Source organism: Enterobacter sp. UNJFSC 003 (assembly GCF_036903355.1).
Taxonomy (GTDB): domain Bacteria; phylum Pseudomonadota; class Gammaproteobacteria; order Enterobacterales; family Enterobacteriaceae; genus Enterobacter.
Window position 1 is genome coordinate 141,390 of the sequence record NZ_JBAKHK010000001.1, and the last position, 21,980, is coordinate 163,369.

Here is a 21,980-nt window from a genome sequence, read left to right on the forward strand (position 1 = left end):
ACCATAAGATAGTCATCACATTTATAAGGGTGCGCAATGGCCATTACTGTACTGAAAAAAGGATCGCTGGCACTGGCTGGTTTACTGCTGGTGGCAAATGCGCAGGCAACTGAGCTGCTGAACAGTTCGTATGATGTTTCTCGCGAGCTGTTTGCCGCCCTTAACCCACAGTTTGAGCAGCAGTGGGCAAAAGACAACAACGGCGACAAGCTGACCATTAAACAATCCCATGCGGGTTCCTCCAAGCAAGCATTGGCAATCCTGCAGGGGCTGAAAGCGGACGTAGTGACCTACAACCAGGTGACCGACGTGCAGATCCTGCACGACAAAGGCAAACTGATCCCGGCGGACTGGCAGAGCCGTTTGCCGAACAATAGCTCGCCGTTTTATTCCACCATGGGCTTCCTGGTGCGTAAGGGAAACCCAAAGAATATTCATGACTGGAGCGACCTGGTCCGTTCCGACGTCAAACTGATCTTCCCAAATCCTAAAACCTCCGGCAACGCGCGTTATACCTATTTAGCCGCCTGGGGGGCAGCGGATAAAGCTGACGGTAACGATAAAGCCAAAACCGAGCAGTTCATGACCCAGTTCCTTAAAAATGTCGAAGTGTTTGATACCGGCGGGCGCGGGGCGACAACAACGTTTGCCGAACGCGGTCTGGGTGACGTGCTGATCAGCTTTGAATCCGAAGTGAACAATATCCGTAAGCAGTACGAGGCCCAGGGCTTCGAAGTGGTTATCCCGAAAACCAACATTCTGGCCGAGTTCCCGGTGGCATGGGTGGATAAAAATGTTCAGGCCAACGGCACGGAGAAGGCGGCGAAAGCCTACCTCAACTACCTGTACAGTCCGCAGGCGCAGACCATCATTACCGATTACTACTACCGCGTGAATAATCCTGACGTGATGAACAAGCTTAAAAACAAATTCCCGCAGACCAAGCTGTTCCGCGTGGAAGACCATTTCGGCTCCTGGCCTGATGTAATGAAAACGCATTTTGTCAGTGGCGGTGAGTTAGACAAATTGCTGGCGGCGGGGCGTAAGTAATGTTTGCAGTTTCCTCCAGACGCGTGCTGCCGGGCTTTACCTTAAGCCTCGGGACCAGCCTGCTGTTCGTCTGTCTGATTTTGCTGTTACCGCTCAGTGCGCTGGTCGTGCAGCTTTCTGCGATGAGCTGGTCGCAATACTGGGAAGTCATTACCAATCCGCAGGTGGTGGCGGCCTATAAAGTGACGCTGCTGTCGGCGTTTGTGGCTTCGATATTCAACGGCGTGTTTGGCCTGCTGATGGCGTGGATCTTAACCCGCTACCGTTTTCCCGGACGCACGCTGCTTGATGCGTTAATGGATTTACCGTTTGCGCTGCCGACGGCGGTTGCAGGCTTAACGCTGGCGTCGCTTTTCTCCGTGAACGGGTTTTATGGCGAGTGGCTGGCGAAGTTTGATATCAAAGTGACCTATACCTGGCTGGGTATCGCCGTGGCGATGGCCTTTACCAGCATCCCGTTTGTGGTGCGTACCGTGCAGCCTGTATTGGAAGAGCTGGGCCCTGAATACGAAGAGGCCGCCGAAACGCTGGGAGCAACGCGTCTGCAAAGCTTTTGCAAGGTGGTGCTGCCGGAGCTGTCTCCCGCGCTGTTGGCGGGCGTGGCGTTGTCGTTTACCCGTAGCCTCGGCGAATTTGGTGCGGTCATCTTTATCGCCGGTAACATTGCGTGGAAAACGGAAGTGACGTCGCTGATGATTTTTGTTCGTTTGCAGGAGTTTGATTATCCGGCAGCGAGTGCTATCGCGTCGGTGATCCTCGCCGCGTCGCTGCTGTTGCTGTTCTCAATTAACACTCTGCAAAGTCGCTTTGGTCGACGTGTGGTAGGTCACTGATGGCGGAAGTTACGCAGTTGAAGCGCTATGACGCACCCCGTACTAACTGGGGGAAATGGTTTTTGATTGGGACGGGCGTGCTGGTTTCTGCGTTCATTCTCGTCGTGCCAATGGTTTACATTTTTGTTCAGGCTTTCAGCAAAGGGATTATGCCTGCACTGCAAAACCTGGCCGACCCGGACATGCTGCACGCTATTTGGCTGACGGTGATGATTGCGTTGATCACCGTTCCGGTTAACCTGGTCTTCGGTATTTTGCTGGCCTGGCTGGTCACGCGCTTTAACTTTCCGGGCCGTCAGCTGCTGCTGACGCTGCTGGATATCCCGTTTGCGGTCTCACCGGTGGTCGCAGGTCTGGTCTATTTGCTCTTTTACGGCTCTAACGGCCCGCTGGGCGGCTGGCTGGATGAACATAACCTGCAGATCATGTTCGCCTGGCCGGGCATGGTGCTCGTAACTATCTTTGTGACTTGTCCGTTTGTGGTGCGCGAGCTGGTGCCGGTGATGTTAAGCCAGGGTAGTCATGAAGATGAAGCGGCGGTGCTGCTGGGCGCGTCCGGCTGGAAGATGTTCCGCCGCGTGACGCTGCCGAACATTCGCTGGGCGCTCCTTTACGGCGTGGTGCTGACCAACGCGCGCGCCATTGGTGAGTTCGGCGCGGTGTCCGTGGTCTCTGGATCGATTCGCGGTGAAACCCTGTCGCTGCCGTTACAGATTGAGTTACTGCAGCAGGACTACAACACCATCGGCTCGTTTACTGCCGCAGCGTTGCTGACGCTGATGGCGATTTTGACCCTGTTTTTAAAGAGTGTGGTGCAGTGGCGTTTAGAGAATCAGGAAAAACGTCAGCATCAGGAGGGAAATCATGAGCATTGAGATTGCCAATATTAAGAAGTCTTTTGGTCGCACCCAGGTGCTGAATGATATCTCGCTGGATATCCCTTCCGGACAAATGGTAGCGCTGCTGGGGCCGTCTGGTTCGGGCAAAACCACGCTGCTGCGTATTATCGCCGGGCTTGAGCACCAGACCAGCGGGCATATACGTTTTCACGGTACCGACGTAAGTCGCCTGCATGCCCGTGACCGTAAGGTCGGCTTTGTGTTCCAGCATTACGCCCTGTTCCGCCACATGACCGTGTTCGACAACATCGCGTTTGGCCTGACCGTACTCCCGCGTCGCGAGCGCCCGAATGCGGCAACCATTAAGGCAAAAGTGACCAAACTGCTGGAGATGGTGCAGCTGGCTCACCTGGCGGACCGTTTCCCGGCGCAGCTGTCCGGCGGGCAGAAGCAGCGCGTGGCGCTGGCGCGTGCGTTAGCCGTTGAGCCGCAAATTCTGCTGCTGGATGAACCCTTCGGCGCGCTGGATGCACAGGTGCGTAAAGAGCTGCGTCGCTGGCTGCGTCAGCTGCATGAGGAGCTGAAATTCACTAGCGTCTTCGTGACCCACGATCAGGAAGAGGCGATGGAGGTCGCGGACCGCGTGGTGGTGATGAGCCAGGGGAATATTGAGCAGGTTGACGAGCCGGAACAGCTCTGGCGTGAACCGCGAACCCGTTTTGTACTGGAGTTTATGGGTGAGGTGAACCGTCTGCAGGGCACTATTCGCGGCGGGCAATTCCACGTGGGCGCACACCGCTGGCCGCTGGGCTATACCTCTTCGCACCAGGGGGCGGTCGATCTGTTCCTGCGGCCGTGGGAAGTGGACGTTAGCCGCCGCACCAGCCTCGATTCACCGCTGCCGGTGCAGGTGCTGGAAGCTAGCCCGAAAGGGCACTACACCCAATTGGTGGTACAACCGCTGGGCTGGTACACCGAGCCGCTGACCGTGGTCATGCGCGATGACGTACCGCCGTACCGCGGCGAGCGCCTGTTCGTTGGGCTGCAACACGCGCGTATTTATCACGGTAACGAACGTATCGAGACGCGTGAGGATGTTGCTCTGGCGGAGTCAGCCTGATAGGTTATTGAGTATGTTTTCGCCCGGTGGCGTAATGCTTACCGGGCTTTTTATTGAGTAAAAAACGTGATTACACTCGAACACACCATCGGCAATACCCCGCTGGTCAAGCTTCAGCGCATGGGGCCGGACAACGGCAGCGAAATTTGGGTCAAACTCGAAGGCAATAACCCGGCGGGTTCGGTGAAGGACAGAGCGGCACTGTCGATGATTGTCCAGGCTGAAAACCGCGGTGAGATTAAACCCGGCGACGTGCTGATTGAGGCCACCAGCGGCAATACGGGGATTGCGCTGGCGATGATTGCTGCCATGAAAGGTTACCGGATGAAGCTGCTGATGCCGGATAACATGAGCCAGGAGCGTCGCGCTGCCATGCGGGCGTACGGGGCCGAGCTCATTCTGGTGACGAAAGAACAGGGGATGGAAGGGGCGCGCGATCTCGCGCTTTCCATGTCTCAGCGCGGTGAAGGTAAACTGCTCGACCAGTTCAACAACCCCGACAACCCTTACGCGCATTACACCACCACGGGCCCGGAAATCTGGCAGCAAACTGGCGGGCGCATCAGCCATTTTGTCTCCAGCATGGGAACCACAGGTACCATTACCGGCGTGTCACGTTTTCTGCGCGAGCAGGAAAGCGCGGTAACGATTGTCGGCCTTCAGCCGGAAGAGGGTAGCAGCATTCCCGGTATTCGCCGCTGGCCCGAAGAATATATGCCCGGCATCTTTAATGCGCAGCTTGTGGACCAGGTGCTGGATATTAACCAGCGCGAGGCGGAGAATACGATGCGTGAGCTGGCCATACGTGAAGGTATCTTCTGCGGTGTCAGTTCGGGTGGCGCGGTAGCCGGAGCGATCCGGGTCGCGCAGGTAAATCCGGGCGCGGTGGTGGTGGCGATTATCTGCGATCGTGGCGACCGTTACCTGTCTACCGGCGTGTTTGGTGAAGAAAGTTATTCGCAGGGGGCGGGGATTTAAGCGTCATGGAGATGATTTTATTCCGGGATAAAACCCGGGCGCAGCAAACCGACATTGTCGCGGTACAGTCGCAGGTGGTGTATGGCAGCGTGGGTAACAGCATTGCGGTGCCGAACATTCGCACCCATCACCTCAACGTTACGGCTGTCCCGACCGTTCTGTTCAGTAATACGCCGCACTACGACACTTTCTACGGCGGCGTGATCCCCGATGAATGGTTCAGTGGCTATCTGAAGGCGCTGGGAGAGCGTGATATTTTACGCGCGCTAAAAGCGTTTACCACCGGTTACATGGGCAGCGCCAGCCAGATTGAACTGTTGTCGCAGTGGCTTAAGTCCATCAAGGTGCAGCATCCTGACCTGCTGGTATTAGTCGACCCGGTGATGGGGGATATTGACAGCGGGATGTACGTCAATCCAGGCATTCCTGAAGCTTATCGTCATCATCTTCTGCCGCTGGCGCAGGGCATCACGCCAAACGTGTTTGAGCTTGAAGTCTTAAGCGGCCAGCCGTGCCGTTCGCCTGAAAGCGCCATCGAAGCGGCGCAGGGTCTGCTGTCCGACACGCTGAAATGGGTTGCTATCACCAGCGCACCGGTGGCTGACGATCCGGAAAATATCCACGTGGTGCTGGTCACCGATGCGGGTGTAACCGTGAGCGCGCACCCGCGGGTGGCGACGGATCTCAAAGGTACGGGCGATCTGTTCTGTTCGGAGCTGGTGAGCGGTATTGTCGAAGGGAAAGCCATTGCCGATGCGATTCGTCGCGCGGGCGATCGCGTCACCGAGGTGATGGTCTACACTCATGAAAAAGGCTACGACGAGCTTATCCTGCCGGCATAAACAAAAATGGCGCCCGAAGGCGCCATTTTTCTGTGCGGCAAGAATTACTTCTTGATGCGGATAACCGGGGTTTCACCCACGGTGACGCTGCCAGACAGTTTGATCAGTTCTTTGATTTCATCCATGTTGGAGATAACAACCGGCGTCAGGGTAGACTTGGCCTTCTCTTCCAGCAGTGGCAGATCGAATTCAATCACTGGGTCGCCAACTTTGACACGCTGGCCTTCTTCCGCGATACGTTTGAAGCCTTCGCCTTTCAGTTCAACGGTGTCGATACCGAAGTGAACGAAAAGTTCGATACCGCTATCAGATTCGATAGAGAACGCATGATTGGTTTCAAAAATTTTGCCGATGGTGCCGTCAACTGGAGCAACCATTTTGTTGCCAGTTGGTTTGATGGCAATGCCATCGCCAACGATTTTCTCAGCAAACACTACATCCGGCACGTCTTCGATGTTGACGATCTCGCCGGAGAGCGGAGCAACAATCTCAATAGTTCCGGAGTCGCTATTGCTTTTGTCACCGAACAGTTTACTAAATAAACCCATTAGACTTATCTCCTAAGCAGTAATTTGGGCCGCATCTCGTGGATTAGCAGATTGTTTTTTCTTCAATGAACTTGTTAACCAGCGTCATTAACTCGTCCGTTGTCGGTTGAGCAAGAGCCTGCTCTGCTAATACCTTCGCATCTTTGAAGTTCGTGTTACGGATAATCTTCTTGATGCGCGGGATGGAAATGGCACTCATAGAGAATTCGTCCAGACCCATACCCAGCAACAGAAGTGTAGCACGTTCATCGCCTGCAAGCTCACCACACATGCCAGTCCATTTACCTTCTGCATGAGAAGCATCAATTACTTGCTTGATCAGCGTCAGTACTGATGGGGACATTGGCTGGTAGAGATGCGAAATCATATCATTACCACGGTCAACTGCCAGGGTGTACTGCGTTAAATCATTGGTACCAATACTAAAGAAATCCACTTCTTTGGCTAAATGACGAGCAATCGTTGCCGCAGCAGGCGTTTCTACCATTACGCCGACTTCGATAGTTTCGTCAAAGGCTTTGCCTTCGTCACGCAGTTCCTGTTTGTAGATTTCGATCTCTTTTTTCAGTGCACGCACTTCTTCAACAGAGATGATCATTGGGAACATAATGCGCAGCTTGCCAAAAGCGGAGGCACGCAGAATCGCGCGCACCTGGTCACGCAGGATCTCTTTGCGATCCATAGCGATACGCACAGCACGCCAGCCCAGGAACGGGTTTTCTTCTTTTGGGAAGTTCATGTACGGCAGCTCTTTGTCGCCGCCAATGTCCATGGTACGCACGATAACCGCCTGAGAGCCACAGGCTTCAGCGACGGCTTTGTACGCAGCAAACTGCTCTTCTTCAGTTGGCAGCGCGTCACGGTCCATGAACAGGAATTCGGTACGATACAGACCAACACCTTCCGCACCGTTGCGCTCAGCGCCATCAACGTCACGTACGGTACCGATGTTTGCGCACACTTCTACCTGATGGCCGTCCAGCGTGATCGCTGGCAGGTCTTTCAGTTTAGCAAGTTCCGCTTTCTCGGTTGCAACCTGCTCCTGAACGGCGCGCAGTTGTTCGATCTCTTCGTTAGTTGGGTTGACGTAAACCACGTTGTTTACGGCATCCAGAATCAGATAGTCGTCGTTTTTCACCTGAGAGGTCACGCTACCGGTACCCACGATGGCAGGCAGTTCGAGAGAGCGCGCCATGATTGAGGTGTGGGAGGTACGGCCACCTGCATCAGTGATGAAACCCAGCACCTTGTTCAGGTTCAGCTGTGCAGTTTCAGACGGGGTCAGGTCAGCGGCAACCAGGATCACTTCATCCTGAATGGAGCTGAGGTCGATGATGGCCAGACCCAGGATGTTGCGCAGCAGGCGCTTACCGATGTCACGCACGTCTGCCGCGCGCTCTTTCAGGTATTCATCATCCAGTTCTTCCAGGGCAGTCGCCTGACCTTCGATAACTTCATGCGCAGCCGCGTCGGCCGTCATGCCTTTATCTTTAATCAGGGCTATGATTTCCTGCTCCAGCTCCTCATCTTCGAGCAGCATGATGTGCCCTTCGAAGATGGCTTCTTTTTCTTCACCGAAAGTTTCGCCAGCTTTAGTTTTGATCGTTTCCAGTTGTGCAGATGCCTTGGCACGACCGCTCAGAAAACGTTCAACTTCCTGATCAACCTTGTCGGCAGAAATTTTTTTCCGGTCAATGACGATTTCGTCTTCTTTCAACAACAGTGCTTTGCCGAAAGCGATACCCGGGGATGCTAAAATGCCTGAAATCATAACCCTACCTTACTTGTGACTGATATTGAAAAGAACCCGGAAACTTACTCGAGCTCAGCCATCAGTTTAACCAGATGCTCAACTGCTTTCTGCTCGTCTTCACCTTCTGCAGAGATGGTGACTACGGTGCCCTGAGTCAGGCCCAGAGTCTGCAGTTTAAACAGGCTTTTTGCGCTAGCGCTTTTGCCGTTGGAAGTCACAGTGATTTCAGAAGTGAAGCCTTTCGCTTCTTTAACAAACTGAGCAGCAGGGCGGGTATGCAGACCGTTCGGAGCGGTAATGGTAACTTCTTGCTGGAACATTGTATTTCCCCAACTTATAGGTTTAGTGTTGTGGAACTAAAGTCTAGCCTGGCGACTTAACTTTAGCCTGTATTGGTATTGTTAGCGCTGACGTTTCAATCGTCATTAAACATTATGCAGCGAAAACAAGACTTGAACCAAATCATAAAATCGATTCAGCAAGCCTATTTCGTTCACTGATTAATTTCGCGCATCAAAATAATTGCTGGTTTAAATACCAGACCCAACGGGGTGAATCAATGCCAGGAGGGGCAAAACTTTGAAGCAGGCCACAAAAAAGCACCCAAAAAGGTGCTTTTTTACGCGTTTTTAACATGCTGGCATCACTGTTGCAGTTCTTTCTCGGTGAAGAGATCGGCAAACAGTGCTGTGCTTAAGTAACGCTCACCCGAGGAAGGCAGGATAACCACAATGTTCTTGTTGGTAAAGGTTTCGTCTTCCTGAAGTTTGAGCGCTGCCGCAACTGCCGCACCGGAAGAAATACCCGCCAGGATGCCTTCTTCGTCCATCAAGCGGCGTGCGGTGGAGATCGCTTCTTCGTTCGTGATCGCCACAACTTTGTCGATGAGCTTCAGATCCAGGTTACCCGGAATGAAGCCCGCCCCGATACCCTGAATTTTGTGGGGACCGGGTTTAAGTTCTTCGCCTGCCAGTGCCTGAGCGATAACCGGAGAGTCAGTTGGCTCGACGGCAACGGTAATCAGATCTTTTTTGCCTTTTGTGCCTTTGATATAGCGTGACACGCCGGTCAGCGTACCGCCGGTACCCACACCGGAGATAAACACGTCAACCTGGCCGTCGGTATCTTCCCAGATTTCCGGACCGGTGGTTTTTTCGTGGATTTCCGGGTTAGCCGGGTTACTGAACTGCTGCAGAAGCAGATATTTAGCCGGATCGCTCGCCACGATCTCTTCCGCTTTCTGGATGGCACCTTTCATGCCTTTAGCGCCTTCGGTCAGCACCAGGTTAGCGCCCAACGCTTTCAGCAGCTTACGACGCTCAATGCTCATGGTTTCAGGCATGGTCAGCGTCAGCCTATAGCCGCGCGCCGCAGCCACGTAGGCCAGCGCAATACCGGTGTTGCCGCTGGTGGGTTCAACCAGTTCAACGCCAGGCTTTAGCACGCCACGTTTTTCAGCATCCCAAATCATGTTTGCACCGATACGGCATTTTACGCTGAAGCTTGGGTTACGTGATTCGACCTTCGCCAGAATGCGTCCATTACCGATACGGTTCAGTCGAACCAGGGGCGTATGACCGATAGTCAGCGAGTTGTCTTCATAAATCTTACTCATGGCCTGTCCTTAACTGTATGAAATTGGGATACCGACCCAGCATACCTGTTGAATAAGTCTGGGGAAGTAAGGAATTCGCATATCTATATGCTGCAAGGAAATAATGGGGATCAGTATGGAATAAGGGAGAGCATAAGCCCTCCCTCATTTACACAGTTTTGCATTATTTCCATAACGCGTGCTTAGCACGATAGCAATCCACCCACATCGCCGTCGCACCGCACACCGCAACCGGCATGATGAACAAATTCAGGAGCGGAATCATGGTGAATAGGCTGGTCAGCGCGCCAAACTGCATATTGGCAACTTTCTGCGTGCGAAGCGCCGTGCGCATCGCTTTGAACGGCACCTTATGGTTATCGAACGGGTAGTCGCAGTACTGAATAGCCAGCATCCAGGCGCTAAACAGGAACCACAGTACCGGAGCCACTGTCTGACCGATGCCCGGTACAAAATAAAGAATAAGCAGCACAATAGCGCGCGGAAGATACCAGGCAAACTTCTGCCACTCGCGCTTCATGATGCGGGGGAGGTCTTTCATGATCCCCAACACGCCGATATCGGGCGGGGTGGCACCGGTAAGGCGCGCTTCTAGCTGTTCGGCCAGCAGGCCGTTAAACGGTGCCGCTATCCAGTTGGCGATGGTTGAGAAGAAATAGCCAAATACCAGCAGCACGGAGATCACCACAATTGGCCACAGTAGATAGCTCAGCCACTGCAGCCAGTCAGGAACATGACCCATGATGGCCGGCACCCAGCTTTCCAGCTTGGTGAACAGCCACCAGAAGGCCCCGCCCATCAGAATAATATTGATCAACAGGGGCAAGATGACGAATCGGCGAATACCCGGCAGGGAGACGAGCTTCCAGCCCTGAGAAAAATACCAGACGCCGCTGCGCGGGGGGGAAGTTGATGTTGAAACCATAACCAGGCTGTACTCCTTTTTACACAACCAGTGGAATTGCCCGCCTATCTTATCCAGTTACGGGCCAATGACCAGTTCGGAAATGTTCGAAAAAACAGCAAAAAGCACGATTTCGTTCATCTTTATGCTGTGAATGCTCCGCGCACACTTGCACTTGACGTCAACGGCAAATACTCTTAGTGAGTAAATGTTTGCCGTGGTGGCAAGGTGTTAGAACAACAGAGAATATAATGATGCAGGATTTGCGTCTGATATTAATCATTGTTGGCGCGATCGCCATAATCGCTTTACTGGTACATGGTTTCTGGACCAGCCGTAAAGAGCGTTCTTCTATGTTTCGCGATCGCCCACTGAAGCGCATGAAGTCCAGTCGTGATGACGATGACAGTGAAGATGACATCGTAGGTAGCGACGACGACGGCGTGGGTGAAGTTCGTGTTCATCGAGTCAATACTGCGCCCGGCGTAGCACATGGGGAACAAGAAGCGCCCCGCGCTCCGCAGCATCAGTATCAACCGCCGTATGCGTCCGCACAGCCGCGCCAGACTGCCCCGCAGCCTGTGCAAGAACCCGTGCGTCAGCCGCCGCAACAGCCTGTCCATCAGCCGCCGCAACAGCCTGTCCATCAGCAGCCTGCAGCGCCTCAGCCGGTTCAACAGCAGCCAGTACAACAGCCTGTGCAGCAACCGCAACAGCCTGTTCGTGTACAGCCTGAGCCAGCGCCTGCGCCAGTTGTTGAGCCAGAGCCCGTTGTAGAGCCTGCACCGGTCGTTGAAAAACCGCAGCGCAAAGAGGCGGTGATTATCATGAATGTAGGTGCCCATCATGGTACCCATCTGAACGGTGAGATTCTGCTTAACAGCATTCAACAGGCAGGCTTCAAGTTTGGCGATATGAATATTTTCCATCGTCACCTTAGCCCTGACGGTAGTGGCCCGGCACTGTTTAGCCTGGCTAATATGGTCAACCCAGGCACGTTCGATCCGGAAATGACCGGTGATTTCGTGACGCCCGGCGTAACCATCTTTATGCAAGTGCCGTCCTATGGTGACGAACTGCAGAACTTTAAGCTGATGCTCCAGTCCGCTCAGCACATTGCCGACGAAGTGGGCGGTGTGGTGCTTGACGATCAGCGCCGGATGATGACGCCACAGAAACTGCGCGAGTATCAGGACCGCATCCGCGAAGTTAAGGAAGCTAACGCGTAATCGTCGCGTTTACTTCAACTCCTCCTGAACCCCCGCCTGTCGGGGGTTTTTTCTCATTGATGGTGTGATATGGACTCAATCGAACAACAACTCACTGAACTGCGAACCACGCTTCGCCATCATGAATATCTCTATCATGTTTTGGACGCGCCGGAAGTCCCGGACGCGGAGTACGATCGCCTGATGCGCGAGCTGCGCGAATTAGAGACACAGCACCCGGAGCTCATTACCCCAGATTCACCGACCCAGCGCGTCGGTGCTGAACCGCTTGGCGCATTCAGCCAGGTGCGTCATGAAGTCCCGATGCTCTCTCTGGATAACGTCTTTGATGAAGACAGTTTTCTTGCGTTCAACAAGCGCGTGCAGGATCGCCTGAAGAGCAGTGATTCTCTGAGCTGGTGCTGCGAGCTGAAGCTTGACGGTCTGGCGGTGAGCATTCTGTATGAAAACGGCGTGCTGGTGCGTGCTGCGACCCGTGGTGATGGCACGACGGGGGAGGATATCACCACCAACGTGCGTACTATCCGTGCTATCCCGCTCAAGCTGCGTGGTGACAATATTCCTGCTCGTCTGGAAGTGCGAGGGGAAGTTTTCCTCCCTCAGGCGGGGTTTGAAAAAATCAACGAAGAAGCGCGTCGCACGGGGGGGAAAGTGTTTGCTAACCCACGTAATGCAGCGGCAGGTTCTTTACGCCAGCTGGACCCGCGCATCACCGCGAAGCGACCGCTTACTTTCTTCTGCTACGGCGTCGGGATTCTGGAAGGCGGCGAACTGCCGGATACGCACCTGGGGCGTTTGCTGCAGTTTAAAGCGTGGGGATTACCGGTCAGCAACCGCGTGCAGCTTTGCGATTCGCCTGAAGCGGTGCTGGCGTTTTACCACAAGGTTGAAGACGATCGCCCGACGCTGGGTTTCGATATCGACGGTGTGGTGATTAAAGTTAACTCTCTTGAACTTCAGCAACAGCTTGGCTTTGTGGCCCGAGCGCCGCGCTGGGCGGTGGCCTTTAAATTCCCGGCGCAGGAACAGATGACGTTTGTGCGTGACGTGGAGTTCCAGGTTGGCCGCACCGGGGCAATTACGCCGGTCGCGCGTCTGGAGCCGGTGCAGGTTGCCGGCGTGCTGGTCAGTAACGCCACGCTGCACAATGCCGATGAAATTGAGCGTCTTGGGCTGCGCATTGGCGACAAAGTGGTGATTCGCCGTGCGGGAGACGTGATCCCGCAAGTGGTAAACGTTGTGGTATCAGAACGTCCGGACGATACGCGGGCCATTGAATTTCCGTCACATTGCCCGGTATGCGGGTCGGACGTTGAACGCGTTGAAGGTGAAGCGGTGACTCGCTGTACCGGCGGGCTAATCTGCGGGGCGCAGCGCAAAGAGGCGCTTAAGCACTTCGTTTCCCGCCGCGCGATGGACGTCGACGGTATGGGCGATAAAATCATCGATCAGCTGGTCGAGAAAGAGTACGTTCACACCCCTGCGGACCTGTTTAAGCTGACGGCGGGTAAGCTGACCGGACTTGACCGTATGGGGCCGAAATCGGCGCAGAACGTGGTTAATGCGCTGGAAGCCGCCAAACAAACGACATTCGCCCGTTTCCTTTATGCGCTGGGCATCCGTGAAGTGGGCGAAGCCACGGCTGCAGGGCTGGCGGCGTACTTCGGCACGCTGGAAGCGCTGGAGAAAGCCAGCATTGAAGAGCTGCAGAAAGTCCCGGATGTCGGCATTGTGGTGGCTACGCACGTCTTTAATTTCTTTGCAGAAGAGAGTAACCGTGAAGTCATCGGTAAGCTGCTGGAGGAGGGCATCAAATGGCCAGCACCGGTGGTGGTAAATGCCGAAGAGATCGACAGCCCGTTTGCCGGTAAAACTGTCGTGCTGACCGGAAGCCTGAGCCAGCTTTCACGTGATGATGCCAAAGCGCGCCTCGTGGCGCTGGGTGCAAAAGTGGCGGGCAGCGTGTCGAAGAAAACGGACCTGGTGATCGCCGGGGAAGCGGCAGGTTCGAAGCTTGCGAAAGCGCAGGAGCTGGGCATTGACGTTATCGACGAAGCGGAAATGCTGCGCCTGTTAGGAGGGTAACGTGGAGAAAGAACAGCTCGTTGAGATTGCCAATACGGAAATGCCCTTCGGTAAATATAAGGGACGCAGGCTGATCGATTTACCAGAGGAGTATTTGCTGTGGTTTGCCCGAAAGGATGAATTCCCAGCCGGGCGACTGGGCGAGCTGATGGCTATCACGCTACTGATTAAAACTGAGGGGCTGACTCAGCTGGTTCAGCCCCTGAAACGTCCTTAAGCCTTCGCGGCGCGGGTTTCTTCCTGCGCCAGTTTTTCCGTCTGGCGTTTGTAACGACGCGCCAGCACCGCACAGACCATCAGCTGGATCTGATGGAAAATCATCAGCGGCAGCACCATCATCCCAATGATAGACGTTGGGAATAAAATGTTGGCCATCGGGATGCCGTTCGCCAGGCTCTTCTTGGAGCCGCAGAAGACAATAGTGATTTCATCCGCTTTATTGAAGCCGCACTTGCGCGCCACAAAGACGTTTACGGCAATCACAATCGCCAGCAGAACGATGCTGACCACCACGATAAACAGCAGCGAACCTGCACCAACCTTATGCCAGATACCGTTCACCACCGCTTCACTGAACGCGGAGTAAACGACTAAAAGAATCGACGTCTGATCGGTTTTCGAGATCCACTTCTTGTGCTTCGCCACGAAAGCGCCCGTCCACGGACGAGAGAGGTGCCCAAGCACAAAGGGCAGCAGCAGCTGCAGACAGATTTTACCTACCTGCTCAAGGTTACCTTCAGCGCCGTGCATATTCATCAGCAGGCCCACCAGCAGCGGCGAGACAAAAATCCCTAACAGGCTGGAGGCCGATGCTGAACAGACGGCCGCCGCAACGTTACCGCCAGCCAGCGACGTAAACGCAATGGCCGACTGAACGGTTGCAGGCAGAATGCACAGATAGAGAAATCCTGTATACAGAGCTGGATCGACATTCACCGGTGCCCACCAGGCAAACAGCACGCCGAGAACGGGGAAAAGAATGAAGGTGCTACACATCACCCAAAGATGGAGCCGCCAGTGTCCGCCCCCGGCGATAATGGCTTCACGAGAGAGCTTAGCGCCGTGCATAAAGAACAGCAGCGCAATCGCCGCCGTGGTCAATCCTTCAAAGAATGGGACAAAACCGCCACGAGCCGGGAAAAAGGAGGCCAGTAAAACGGTCACTACAAGGGTAAGCGTAAACGGATCGAGGATGCGAAAGAGTTTCATAATGACTCCTGAAATCAGATGTCGCTATTGTGCTTTGATCCCTTTGAGAAATAAAATTGATTTATTGCATCCATTTATGAATTAAACAGATGAATTATTCACTACGCCAGCTACGTGTTTTTGTCACCGTCGCGCATGCCCGCAGCTTTAGTCGGGCAGGGGAGATCATCGGCCTGAGCCAGTCGGCCGTCAGCCACAGTGTTAAGGAACTGGAGAGTCAGACGGGGGTAAGGTTACTTGACCGCACCACGCGTGAAGTGGTGCTTACGGAAGCAGGGCAGCAGCTGGCGTTACGTCTGGAGCGGTTACTGGATGAGCTAAACAGCACGCTGAGAGATGTGGGGCGACTGGGGCAACAGCTTTCCGGCACCGTGCGTGTCGCTGCCAGTCAGACGATATCCGCGCACCTTATCCCTCAGTGCATTGCCGAAAGTAATCATCGCTATCCTGATATAGATTTTGTCCTCCACGACAGGCCGCAGCAGTGGGTGCTTGAGAGTATCCGCCAGGGCGATGTGGACTTCGGAATTGTGATCGATCCGGGTCCGGTAAGCGATCTGGAATGTGAAGTGGTGCTATCAGAGCCCTTTCTGTTGCTTTGTCGCGATGACGACCCGCTGGCCACGTTACCGCAGGTGATGTGGCACAGGCTGCAGGGCGCTAATCTGGTTTTACAGGATTATGCCTCCGGAAGCCGGCCATTAATCGATGCCGCTTTGGTTGCACAAGGCATAAGCGCGACTATAGTGCAGGAGATTGGCCATCCGGCCACGCTGTTTCCGATGGTTGAGGCAGGCATTGGGATCAGCGTGTTACCGGCGCTGGCGCTTCCGCTACCGCAGGGAAGCTGCCTGACGGTGAAACGGCTGGAGCCGTGTATCGATCGTAAGGTGATGCTGGTAAGGCGCAAAAATCGTTCGCTGTCGGGGGCGGCTCATGCCTGCTGGGATGTGGTGCGTATGCAGGCTCGGCATTTGATGGAGGCACGCATACGCGATCCACTGTTTAATGAAGCCAATAATCAGATGTAGATATCAATCTGGTGTTCTGCAGAAGGCTTGTTGACGCCTTCTGCGACTGCCTGACCGTTTTCCTGTTTTGGCATCGCCTCTTCTGCCTGCTGATGCTGCAGTTGCGCCAGCTGCGCCTGTAGCATAGTCAGCTGAGACTGGAGTAACTCCTCCTGCTTTTGCTTCTCTTCCGTTGTTGCGTCACTTAGTGCCACTTCTTTAAGTTGCTGAGTAGCTTTTGTGATTTGCTTCATCAACTGGTTGATCTGGGAGGCTATGTCATTTCCGCCAGAACTGTTACCAACGCTACCTATTTCTATCGCCGACAGTGAAACTGCATTGAGTGTCGTCATCATGAGATCCTTTTCGCCATAAAACAGAGGTATCGGCACGAGAAGAATAAGCTTGAGCAAAACAACGCTGTTTGGCTACATGGGGAAGCGTAGTAGGCTTGTGATGGGAAAAGGCAGGAATGGGGACTACTCTCAGGCTAAATGTATAACGCTGAGTATCGTAGATAGCAAAAAAGCGCCTTTAGGGCGCTTTTTTACATTGGTGGGTCGTGCAGGATTCGAACCTGCGACCAATTGATTAAAAGTCAACTGCTCTACCAACTGAGCTAACGACCCGAAATGGTGGGCGATGACGGGCTCGAACCGCCGACCCCCTCCGTGTAAAGGAGATGCTCTACCAACTGAGCTAATCGCCCAATCTCAATTCTTATCTACACTGCGAGCCTACTGAAGTAGATGGTGGGTGATGACGGGCTCGAACCGCCGACCCCCTCCGTGTAAAGGAGATGCTCTACCAACTGAGCTAATCACCCCCGCTGTGTGGAGTCGCATTATAGGGAGAGTTGAAAATGAGTCAACGCCTTTTCTAAAGTTTTTATTCGTTCGTCGTAAAATTAAACAAAACGACCGCAGAACGGGCTGTGGCGCATGATTTCTAAACAAAAATCGCAAACGCCGTCACGATACAGGGATCAACATTGAGGAATCGCCCCACAGTGATAGAATATCGCCCATTGTTTTTTTCCCTGGTTTTGCCGATCGCCGGCACCTTTATAACGTAAGGCCATTTCATGAAAATCAAAACTCGCTTCGCGCCCAGCCCGACAGGCTATCTGCACGTCGGTGGTGCACGTACCGCTCTCTATTCCTGGCTTTTTGCACGCCACAACAAAGGTGAGTTCGTGCTGCGTATTGAGGACACCGATCTCGAGCGCTCTACGCCGGAAGCAATTGAAGCCATTATGGATGGTATGAACTGGCTGAATCTGGAGTGGGATGAAGGCCCTTACTTCCAGACTAAACGTTTTGATCGCTATAACGCCGTCATTGATGAGATGCTGGTCGCGGGTACGGCTTATAAGTGCTACTGCTCTAAAGAGCGCCTGGATGCACTGCGTGAAGAGCAGATGGCGAACGGTGAAAAGCCGCGCTATGACGGCCGTTGTCGCCATGACCACAGCGAACATGCTGCTGATGAGCCTTGCGTAGTCCGTTTTGCTAACCCGCAGGACGGTTCTGTCGTTTTTGACGACCAGATCCGTGGCCCCATTGAATTCAGCAATCAGGAGCTGGACGACCTGATTATCCGCCGTACCGATGGCTCTCCAACTTACAACTTCTGCGTGGTGGTTGACGACTGGGATATGGAAATCACTCACGTTGTCCGCGGTGAAGACCATATCAACAACACCCCGCGCCAAATCAACATCCTGAAGGCGCTGAACGCGCCCGTTCCGGTGTATGCGCACGTCTCCATGATTAACGGTGACGACGGTAAAAAACTGTCCAAACGTCATGGGGCAGTGAGCGTTATGCAATATCGCGATGATGGCTACCTGCCAGAAGCGCTGCTGAACTATCTCGTGCGTCTGGGGTGGTCCCATGGTGACCAGGAGATCTTTAGCCGCGAAGAGATGATTAATCTGTTCTCGCTGAACTCGGTCAGTAAATCCGCAAGTGCGTTCAACACCGAAAAACTGCAGTGGTTGAACCACCACTACATCAACACCATGCCGCCAGAATATGTTGCGACGTATCTGCAGTGGCACATCGAGCAGGCCAATATCGATACCCGCACCGGCCCTGAGCTAGCAGATTTAGTGAAGCTGCTTGGCGAACGTTGCAAAACGCTGAAAGAGATGGCGGAAAGCTGCCGCTATTTCTACGAAGAATTTGACGCGTTCGACGCGGACGCGGCTAAGAAGCACCTGCGACCCGTTGCTCGTCAGCCGCTGGAAGTGGTGCGCGACAAACTGGCTGCTATGACTGAATGGACGGCTGAGAATGTGCATCACGCCATCCAGGCGACAGCAGATGAGCTTGAAGTCGGCATGGGTAAAGTCGGCATGCCGCTGCGTGTTGCCGTTACGGGCGCGGGTCAGTCTCCGGCGCTGGATGTCACTGTCCATGCGATTGGTAAATCCCGCAGCGTAGCGCGCATCAATAAGGCGCTGGACTTTATTGCTGAACGTGAAAGCCAGCAGTAAGGTAGCCAAAGATAAAAAGCGGCAGGGTGACCTGCCGTTTTTTATGCATGTAATTCGGCAATGCCAAGACGTGCAAGAAAACCGCGTATACCTTCACGCTTCAGCAGCACATAAAGTCTCTCTTGTTCGACCTGGGTCATGTTCTCCAGCGAGTCGATTATCTGAGGAAGCAGTTTCGGCGAGGTTGTCTCACCATATAAAGAAGTGACTTCTGCAAGATGATAAACTGCCTGACGGTTGCGGATGGCCGGGAGGCTCATAATGTGCTCCTTTACGCGGGCATCAATATGAATCAGCCGCGCCCGACCGCCTTTCACTCCATTAATCCCTTCGCGCAGTAGCAGTGAAGTCATCTGCTTTTGTTCATCCGGCGTCATTTCATTCGCCAGCGTCAGAAGTAAGGCGTGCAGCGAGCCGTCCTGGTAGACTTTTTCTGGAATATCGGGCGTTTCCGAGGCCCTACGCGCGCTGCGAATAAACTCGCGCACTTTTTCGTTCACATGCACCAGACGCGCTTTGCCACCCTGTACTCCTGGTTTTGGCGACGTAATCCAACCCTCTTTGCGTACCCATTTATTGATGGTCTGTCGGCTATAGCCAGTGAGCAGGGCTAACTCTTCTGGCGTCATTCGTTCCTTGATCATGCAATTTCCTGAATATCTGTGGGGTTAATTAGTGGTTCATTTTATAGCACCGTTTTACGTGAAAACGTGACAGGCTTAACTCATGGCTGCGAGCAGGTTCGCAAAGTGATTCATTTGCATGATTTTTCGGCGATTGAAAGCGTAGAGCTGATTTTGCCGTTGACACTCAGCGGTGGAATTCATATTATGCCGCCCGTCAACATGACAGCTTTACGATGGGGCTATAGCTCAGCTGGGAGAGCGCCTGCATGGCATGCAGGAGGTCAGCGGTTCGATCCCGCTTAGCTCCACCAAACTCTGAACCCAACAGAGTCGGGTAAGTAAAGTCACATGTGGGGCTATAGCTCAGCTGGGAGAGCGCTTGCATGGCATGCAAGAGGTCAGCGGTTCGATCCCGCTTAGCTCCACCAAAATTTAGACCCTCGTCGAAAGACGAGGGTTTTTTTATGCTTTTGTAACATCCTTGAGCAGTTTCTGTTGCCGATAGGGTTTTTTTCTATACCCCACCTCAATTCAAATCAATAAAGAGGTCTATAAATAGACTTGAACTTGATTCGCTCAATTAATAAACCTATTATCCATCGGGTCAATGATATGAATGGATAAATAGATTATCTAACTTAATGAATAGAAAAACTTACAATAATGTAAAGATATTTATAATTGCACTGGCGTTATGCCTGGTGGCGGTGCCTTTTTCACGGTATCTCTCTCCGCGCGCGGTTGTTAATGGGAATGATGTTTATTTGGCATGGTTACCCTTAAGCGTCATGCTGGCGATGATTTTGTTATTCGGTCGCCGGGCAATTATTCCCATTTTGTTAAGTTTCAGTATCACTAATATATTCATCATTGATTTAGCTCCACTACAATATCTTGTCTTATTGTTTTGTCAGACTTTTTCAGTATTCGCGGCCTGCGGCGCGATCCGTCTGATTCTGGGCAAGCGTTGGCGCTATAGCGTGCCGAACAAGCATATCGGGGTCCGTATTTTCTGGCTCGGGTTTATGGTTCCGTTAGGCATTAAGCTGTCGATGTACCTGGCCGGATATTTATTCCATTTCCCGGTAACGATCTCGAATTTTTTTGGAGAAGGAACCGCAATTTATAACGTCGTCGATATTCAAAGCCTGATTTGTGCGGCATTGATCTTTACGATGATGTTCTATTATCCATTAAGAATGATTATTAATCCCCGCTATGCGAGAACATTCTGGCGGCGGAGTGTGAAGCCCGTTTTTTTACGCAAGAAATCCTTATATTTATTAGTCTGGTTGATGCTTTTAGTCATCGTGGTGGCAATATTGTGTGCTCCTTTAGAGTCGCCTATTATCGCCGGTTATCTGATGCCGATTATTTTCATCCTGTTTACGTTATGTATCAGCCGCTTGAGCTATGCACTTATCTCTCTACTCTGGGCGGCATCCGCACTGCTTCTGTTAACCTACAACTACAATTTTCTCAATGGCGTTGAATCTGGTCATTCACTCTCCTTTATTCTGTCTGTTCTCATCTCTTTTGCTATCTGTTTGCTTTATATGTCGCGGATCTACCAGCGAAGCGAATGGATGAAGCAGGGCTGGCAGGAGAGGGCGTTAACCGATCCATTGACCGGGTTACCCAATATTCGCGCGCTTGAAGATTATCTCCTCATTCACCCTGAGGCCAACGTATGCTGCCTGAGAATGGATAACCTGGAGTTTTTAAGTCGCCACTACGGCATTTTGATGCGGGTGCATTGCAAGCGCATGATTACCACATCGCTGCAGCCGTTGTTACAGAAAGATGAGAAGCTCTTTCAGCTCCCGGGGAGCGAACTGATGCTGGTATTGCTGGGGCCGGATACCGCCGAGCGCCTGCAACATATGGTTGACCAACTGAACAGCCGGAAGATTTTCTGGAACAATACCGGGTTGGATATTGAGTTTGGCGCATCCTGGGGCAAAGTTGAAAATGGCGAAACCTTACATCATATGCTGGGGCAGCTGAGCTGGCTGTCAGAACAATCTTGCGGGGGCAATAACGTCCTGGCGCTCACAAACAGCCTTGAGGCGGCGTCTGGACAGACGACGGAGCGGGTCTTGATGTTAGGGCGCATCAAGCGGGCGCTGGAGGCAGGGCAGCTTCACCTGTATGCGCAGCCAATCCTGAATGCTGAAGGTCAGGGATATTCTGAAATTCTGACGCGTCTGGAGAGCGATGGCGATATCATCACGCCGGATCGCTTCATACCACTGATTGCCCAGTTTAACCTGAGCCACAGGTTCGACCTGGCCGTGATGGAGAAATTGCTGGTATGGTTACGCGATCATCCCGCAACGCACGCGGGTGCCCGTTTTTCTGTCAATCTGATGCCCATGACGCTGATGCACAAAGAGGTGGCCGCAGAGATTATCTCGCTCTTTGAACGCTATGGTATTGCGCCCCAGGCTGTCATTATCGAGATCACTGAAGAGCAGGCATTTTCTAATTCCGGTAGCAGTATCAAGAACATCCAGCAGCTGCGGGAATACGGTTTGCGCATCGCGATTGATGATTTTGGTTCTGGGTATGCCAACTATGAGCGCCTCAAGCGGCTACAGGCAGATATCATTAAGATTGATGGCTGCTTTGTGAAAGATATTTGTACTGACGGTATGGATGCGATGATCGTGCAGTCGATTTGTAATCTGGCGAAAACGAAATCACTCTGTGTGGTCGCTGAATATGTCGAAACGACGGAGCAGCGGGAGATGTTGCTTGGCTTTGGCGTGGATTATCTTCAGGGCTATTTGATAGGTAAACCCACGCCGCTTAGCGAATGACAGAGATAAAAAAACCG

At 53.1% G+C, this 21,980-nt stretch carries 20 protein-coding genes, 5 tRNA genes and 1 pseudogene; 14 read left to right on the forward strand and 12 right to left on the reverse strand.

Annotated features, from left to right (window positions below; translation table 11 throughout):
• The first annotated feature begins 36 nt into the window (after positions 1 to 36).
• The 6 genes from V5P19_RS00640 to pdxK all read left to right on the forward strand — a co-directional run bounded on the left by V5P19_RS00640 (position 37) and on the right by pdxK (position 5,662).
• The gene (locus V5P19_RS00640) at positions 37 to 1,050 is read left to right on the forward strand and encodes a sulfate ABC transporter substrate-binding protein (RefSeq protein WP_334399157.1); all 1,014 of its coding nucleotides are present in this window, start codon (positions 37 to 39) and stop codon (positions 1,048 to 1,050) included.
• A complete protein-coding gene (cysT, locus tag V5P19_RS00645) occupies positions 1,050 to 1,883 on the forward strand; it encodes a sulfate/thiosulfate ABC transporter permease CysT (RefSeq protein ID WP_334399159.1) in 834 nt (277 codons plus the stop codon). The genes V5P19_RS00640 and cysT overlap by 1 nt, the downstream gene beginning before the upstream one ends.
• Positions 1,883 to 2,758, forward strand: a complete 876-nt coding sequence (gene cysW, locus V5P19_RS00650; RefSeq protein WP_334399161.1) for a sulfate/thiosulfate ABC transporter permease CysW — start codon at positions 1,883 to 1,885, stop codon at positions 2,756 to 2,758. Before cysT ends, cysW begins: the two co-directional genes overlap by 1 nt.
• The gene (gene cysA / locus V5P19_RS00655) at positions 2,748 to 3,842 is read left to right on the forward strand and encodes a sulfate/thiosulfate ABC transporter ATP-binding protein CysA (RefSeq protein ID WP_334399163.1); all 1,095 of its coding nucleotides are present in this window, start codon (positions 2,748 to 2,750) and stop codon (positions 3,840 to 3,842) included. The genes cysW and cysA overlap by 11 nt, the downstream gene beginning before the upstream one ends.
• Before the next feature lie 66 nt (positions 3,843 to 3,908).
• Positions 3,909 to 4,820, forward strand: coding sequence for a cysteine synthase CysM (cysM, locus tag V5P19_RS00660; RefSeq protein ID WP_334399164.1), 912 nt, complete (start codon positions 3,909 to 3,911; stop codon positions 4,818 to 4,820).
• A gap of 5 nt (positions 4,821 to 4,825) precedes the next feature.
• Entirely contained in the window at positions 4,826 to 5,662 is an 837-nt protein-coding gene (gene pdxK, locus V5P19_RS00665) for a pyridoxine/pyridoxal/pyridoxamine kinase (RefSeq protein ID WP_334399166.1), read from the forward strand.
• Between the two features lie 44 nt (positions 5,663 to 5,706).
• Here the strand turns inward: pdxK and crr are convergent, their stop codons facing one another.
• From crr to cysZ, 5 genes are all read right to left on the reverse strand, one after another.
• Positions 5,707 to 6,210 (reverse strand): PTS glucose transporter subunit IIA, encoded by a 504-nt coding sequence (crr, locus tag V5P19_RS00670; RefSeq protein WP_022648946.1) that lies wholly within the window; start codon positions 6,208 to 6,210, stop codon positions 5,707 to 5,709.
• A 43-nt stretch (positions 6,211 to 6,253) separates the two neighbouring features.
• On the reverse strand, positions 6,254 to 7,981 hold the full coding sequence (gene ptsI / locus V5P19_RS00675; RefSeq protein WP_334399168.1) for a phosphoenolpyruvate-protein phosphotransferase PtsI: 1,728 nt from the start codon (positions 7,979 to 7,981) through the stop codon (positions 6,254 to 6,256).
• 44 nt (positions 7,982 to 8,025) lie between these two features.
• Positions 8,026 to 8,283 carry a phosphocarrier protein Hpr gene (gene ptsH, locus V5P19_RS00680; protein WP_000487600.1) on the reverse strand — a complete coding sequence of 86 codons (258 nt, stop codon included), beginning with the start codon at positions 8,281 to 8,283 and terminating at the stop codon, positions 8,026 to 8,028.
• Between the two features lie 323 nt (positions 8,284 to 8,606).
• A complete protein-coding gene (gene cysK, locus V5P19_RS00685) occupies positions 8,607 to 9,578 on the reverse strand; it encodes a cysteine synthase A (protein WP_334399170.1) in 972 nt (323 codons plus the stop codon).
• Between the two features lie 163 nt (positions 9,579 to 9,741).
• On the reverse strand, positions 9,742 to 10,503 hold the full coding sequence (gene cysZ, locus V5P19_RS00690) for a sulfate transporter CysZ (RefSeq protein ID WP_334399172.1): 762 nt from the start codon (positions 10,501 to 10,503) through the stop codon (positions 9,742 to 9,744).
• Positions 10,504 to 10,733: 230 nt separating this feature from the next.
• On the opposite strand from cysZ, the gene zipA reads away from it, so the two are divergent.
• From zipA to V5P19_RS00705, 3 genes are all read left to right on the forward strand, one after another.
• Positions 10,734 to 11,711, forward strand: coding sequence for a cell division protein ZipA (gene zipA, locus V5P19_RS00695; protein WP_334399174.1), 978 nt, complete (start codon positions 10,734 to 10,736; stop codon positions 11,709 to 11,711).
• Between the two features lie 69 nt (positions 11,712 to 11,780).
• Positions 11,781 to 13,796 (forward strand): NAD-dependent DNA ligase LigA, encoded by a 2,016-nt coding sequence (gene ligA / locus V5P19_RS00700; protein WP_334399176.1) that lies wholly within the window; start codon positions 11,781 to 11,783, stop codon positions 13,794 to 13,796.
• Between the two features lies 1 nt (position 13,797).
• Positions 13,798 to 14,013: a DUF3820 family protein gene (locus tag V5P19_RS00705; RefSeq protein ID WP_003861328.1), complete on the forward strand. Its 216-nt coding sequence runs from the start codon at positions 13,798 to 13,800 to the stop codon at positions 14,011 to 14,013.
• On the opposite strand, the gene V5P19_RS00710 is transcribed toward V5P19_RS00705, so the two are convergent.
• Positions 14,010 to 15,005, reverse strand: a complete 996-nt coding sequence (locus tag V5P19_RS00710) for a bile acid:sodium symporter family protein (RefSeq protein WP_334399178.1) — start codon at positions 15,003 to 15,005, stop codon at positions 14,010 to 14,012. The two genes, V5P19_RS00705 and V5P19_RS00710, sit on opposite strands and share 4 nt — an antisense overlap.
• Before the next feature lie 89 nt (positions 15,006 to 15,094).
• On the opposite strand from V5P19_RS00710, the gene V5P19_RS00715 reads away from it, so the two are divergent.
• A complete protein-coding gene (locus tag V5P19_RS00715) occupies positions 15,095 to 16,036 on the forward strand; it encodes a LysR family transcriptional regulator (RefSeq protein WP_334399180.1) in 942 nt (313 codons plus the stop codon).
• Here the strand turns inward: V5P19_RS00715 and V5P19_RS00720 are convergent.
• From V5P19_RS00720 to V5P19_RS00735, 4 genes are all read right to left on the reverse strand, one after another.
• Complete coding sequence (locus V5P19_RS00720) at positions 16,027 to 16,368, reverse strand: FlxA-like family protein (protein ID WP_334401087.1); 342 nt, start codon at positions 16,366 to 16,368, stop codon at positions 16,027 to 16,029. The two genes, V5P19_RS00715 and V5P19_RS00720, sit on opposite strands and share 10 nt — an antisense overlap.
• Positions 16,369 to 16,568: 200 nt before the next feature.
• Positions 16,569 to 16,644 (reverse strand) — tRNA-Lys (locus V5P19_RS00725).
• Positions 16,645 to 16,648: 4 nt separating this feature from the next.
• Positions 16,649 to 16,724 (reverse strand) — tRNA-Val (locus V5P19_RS00730).
• A gap of 41 nt (positions 16,725 to 16,765) precedes the next feature.
• A tRNA-Val gene (locus tag V5P19_RS00735) sits at positions 16,766 to 16,841 on the reverse strand.
• A 258-nt stretch (positions 16,842 to 17,099) separates the two neighbouring features.
• Between V5P19_RS00735 and gltX the strand changes: the two genes are divergently transcribed.
• Positions 17,100 to 18,515: a glutamate--tRNA ligase gene (gene gltX / locus V5P19_RS00740; RefSeq protein WP_334399181.1), complete on the forward strand. Its 1,416-nt coding sequence runs from the start codon at positions 17,100 to 17,102 to the stop codon at positions 18,513 to 18,515.
• A gap of 41 nt (positions 18,516 to 18,556) precedes the next feature.
• On the opposite strand, the gene V5P19_RS00745 is transcribed toward gltX, so the two are convergent.
• Complete coding sequence (locus V5P19_RS00745; RefSeq protein ID WP_334401088.1) at positions 18,557 to 18,832, reverse strand: YfeC-like transcriptional regulator; 276 nt, start codon at positions 18,830 to 18,832, stop codon at positions 18,557 to 18,559.
• Positions 18,830 to 19,159, reverse strand: a pseudogene (locus tag V5P19_RS00750) (YfeC-like transcriptional regulator); the annotation flags it as partial. The gene V5P19_RS00745 and the pseudogene V5P19_RS00750, both read right to left, overlap by 3 nt.
• A gap of 217 nt (positions 19,160 to 19,376) precedes the next feature.
• Here V5P19_RS00750 and V5P19_RS00755 point away from each other — a divergent pair.
• From V5P19_RS00755 to V5P19_RS00765, 3 genes are all read left to right on the forward strand, one after another.
• Positions 19,377 to 19,452, forward strand: a tRNA-Ala gene (locus V5P19_RS00755).
• A gap of 41 nt (positions 19,453 to 19,493) precedes the next feature.
• Positions 19,494 to 19,569, forward strand: a tRNA-Ala gene (locus V5P19_RS00760).
• Positions 19,570 to 19,782: 213 nt separating this feature from the next.
• Positions 19,783 to 21,963: an EAL domain-containing protein gene (locus V5P19_RS00765; RefSeq protein WP_334399183.1), complete on the forward strand. Its 2,181-nt coding sequence runs from the start codon at positions 19,783 to 19,785 to the stop codon at positions 21,961 to 21,963.
• The last annotated feature ends 17 nt before the right edge of the window (positions 21,964 to 21,980 follow it).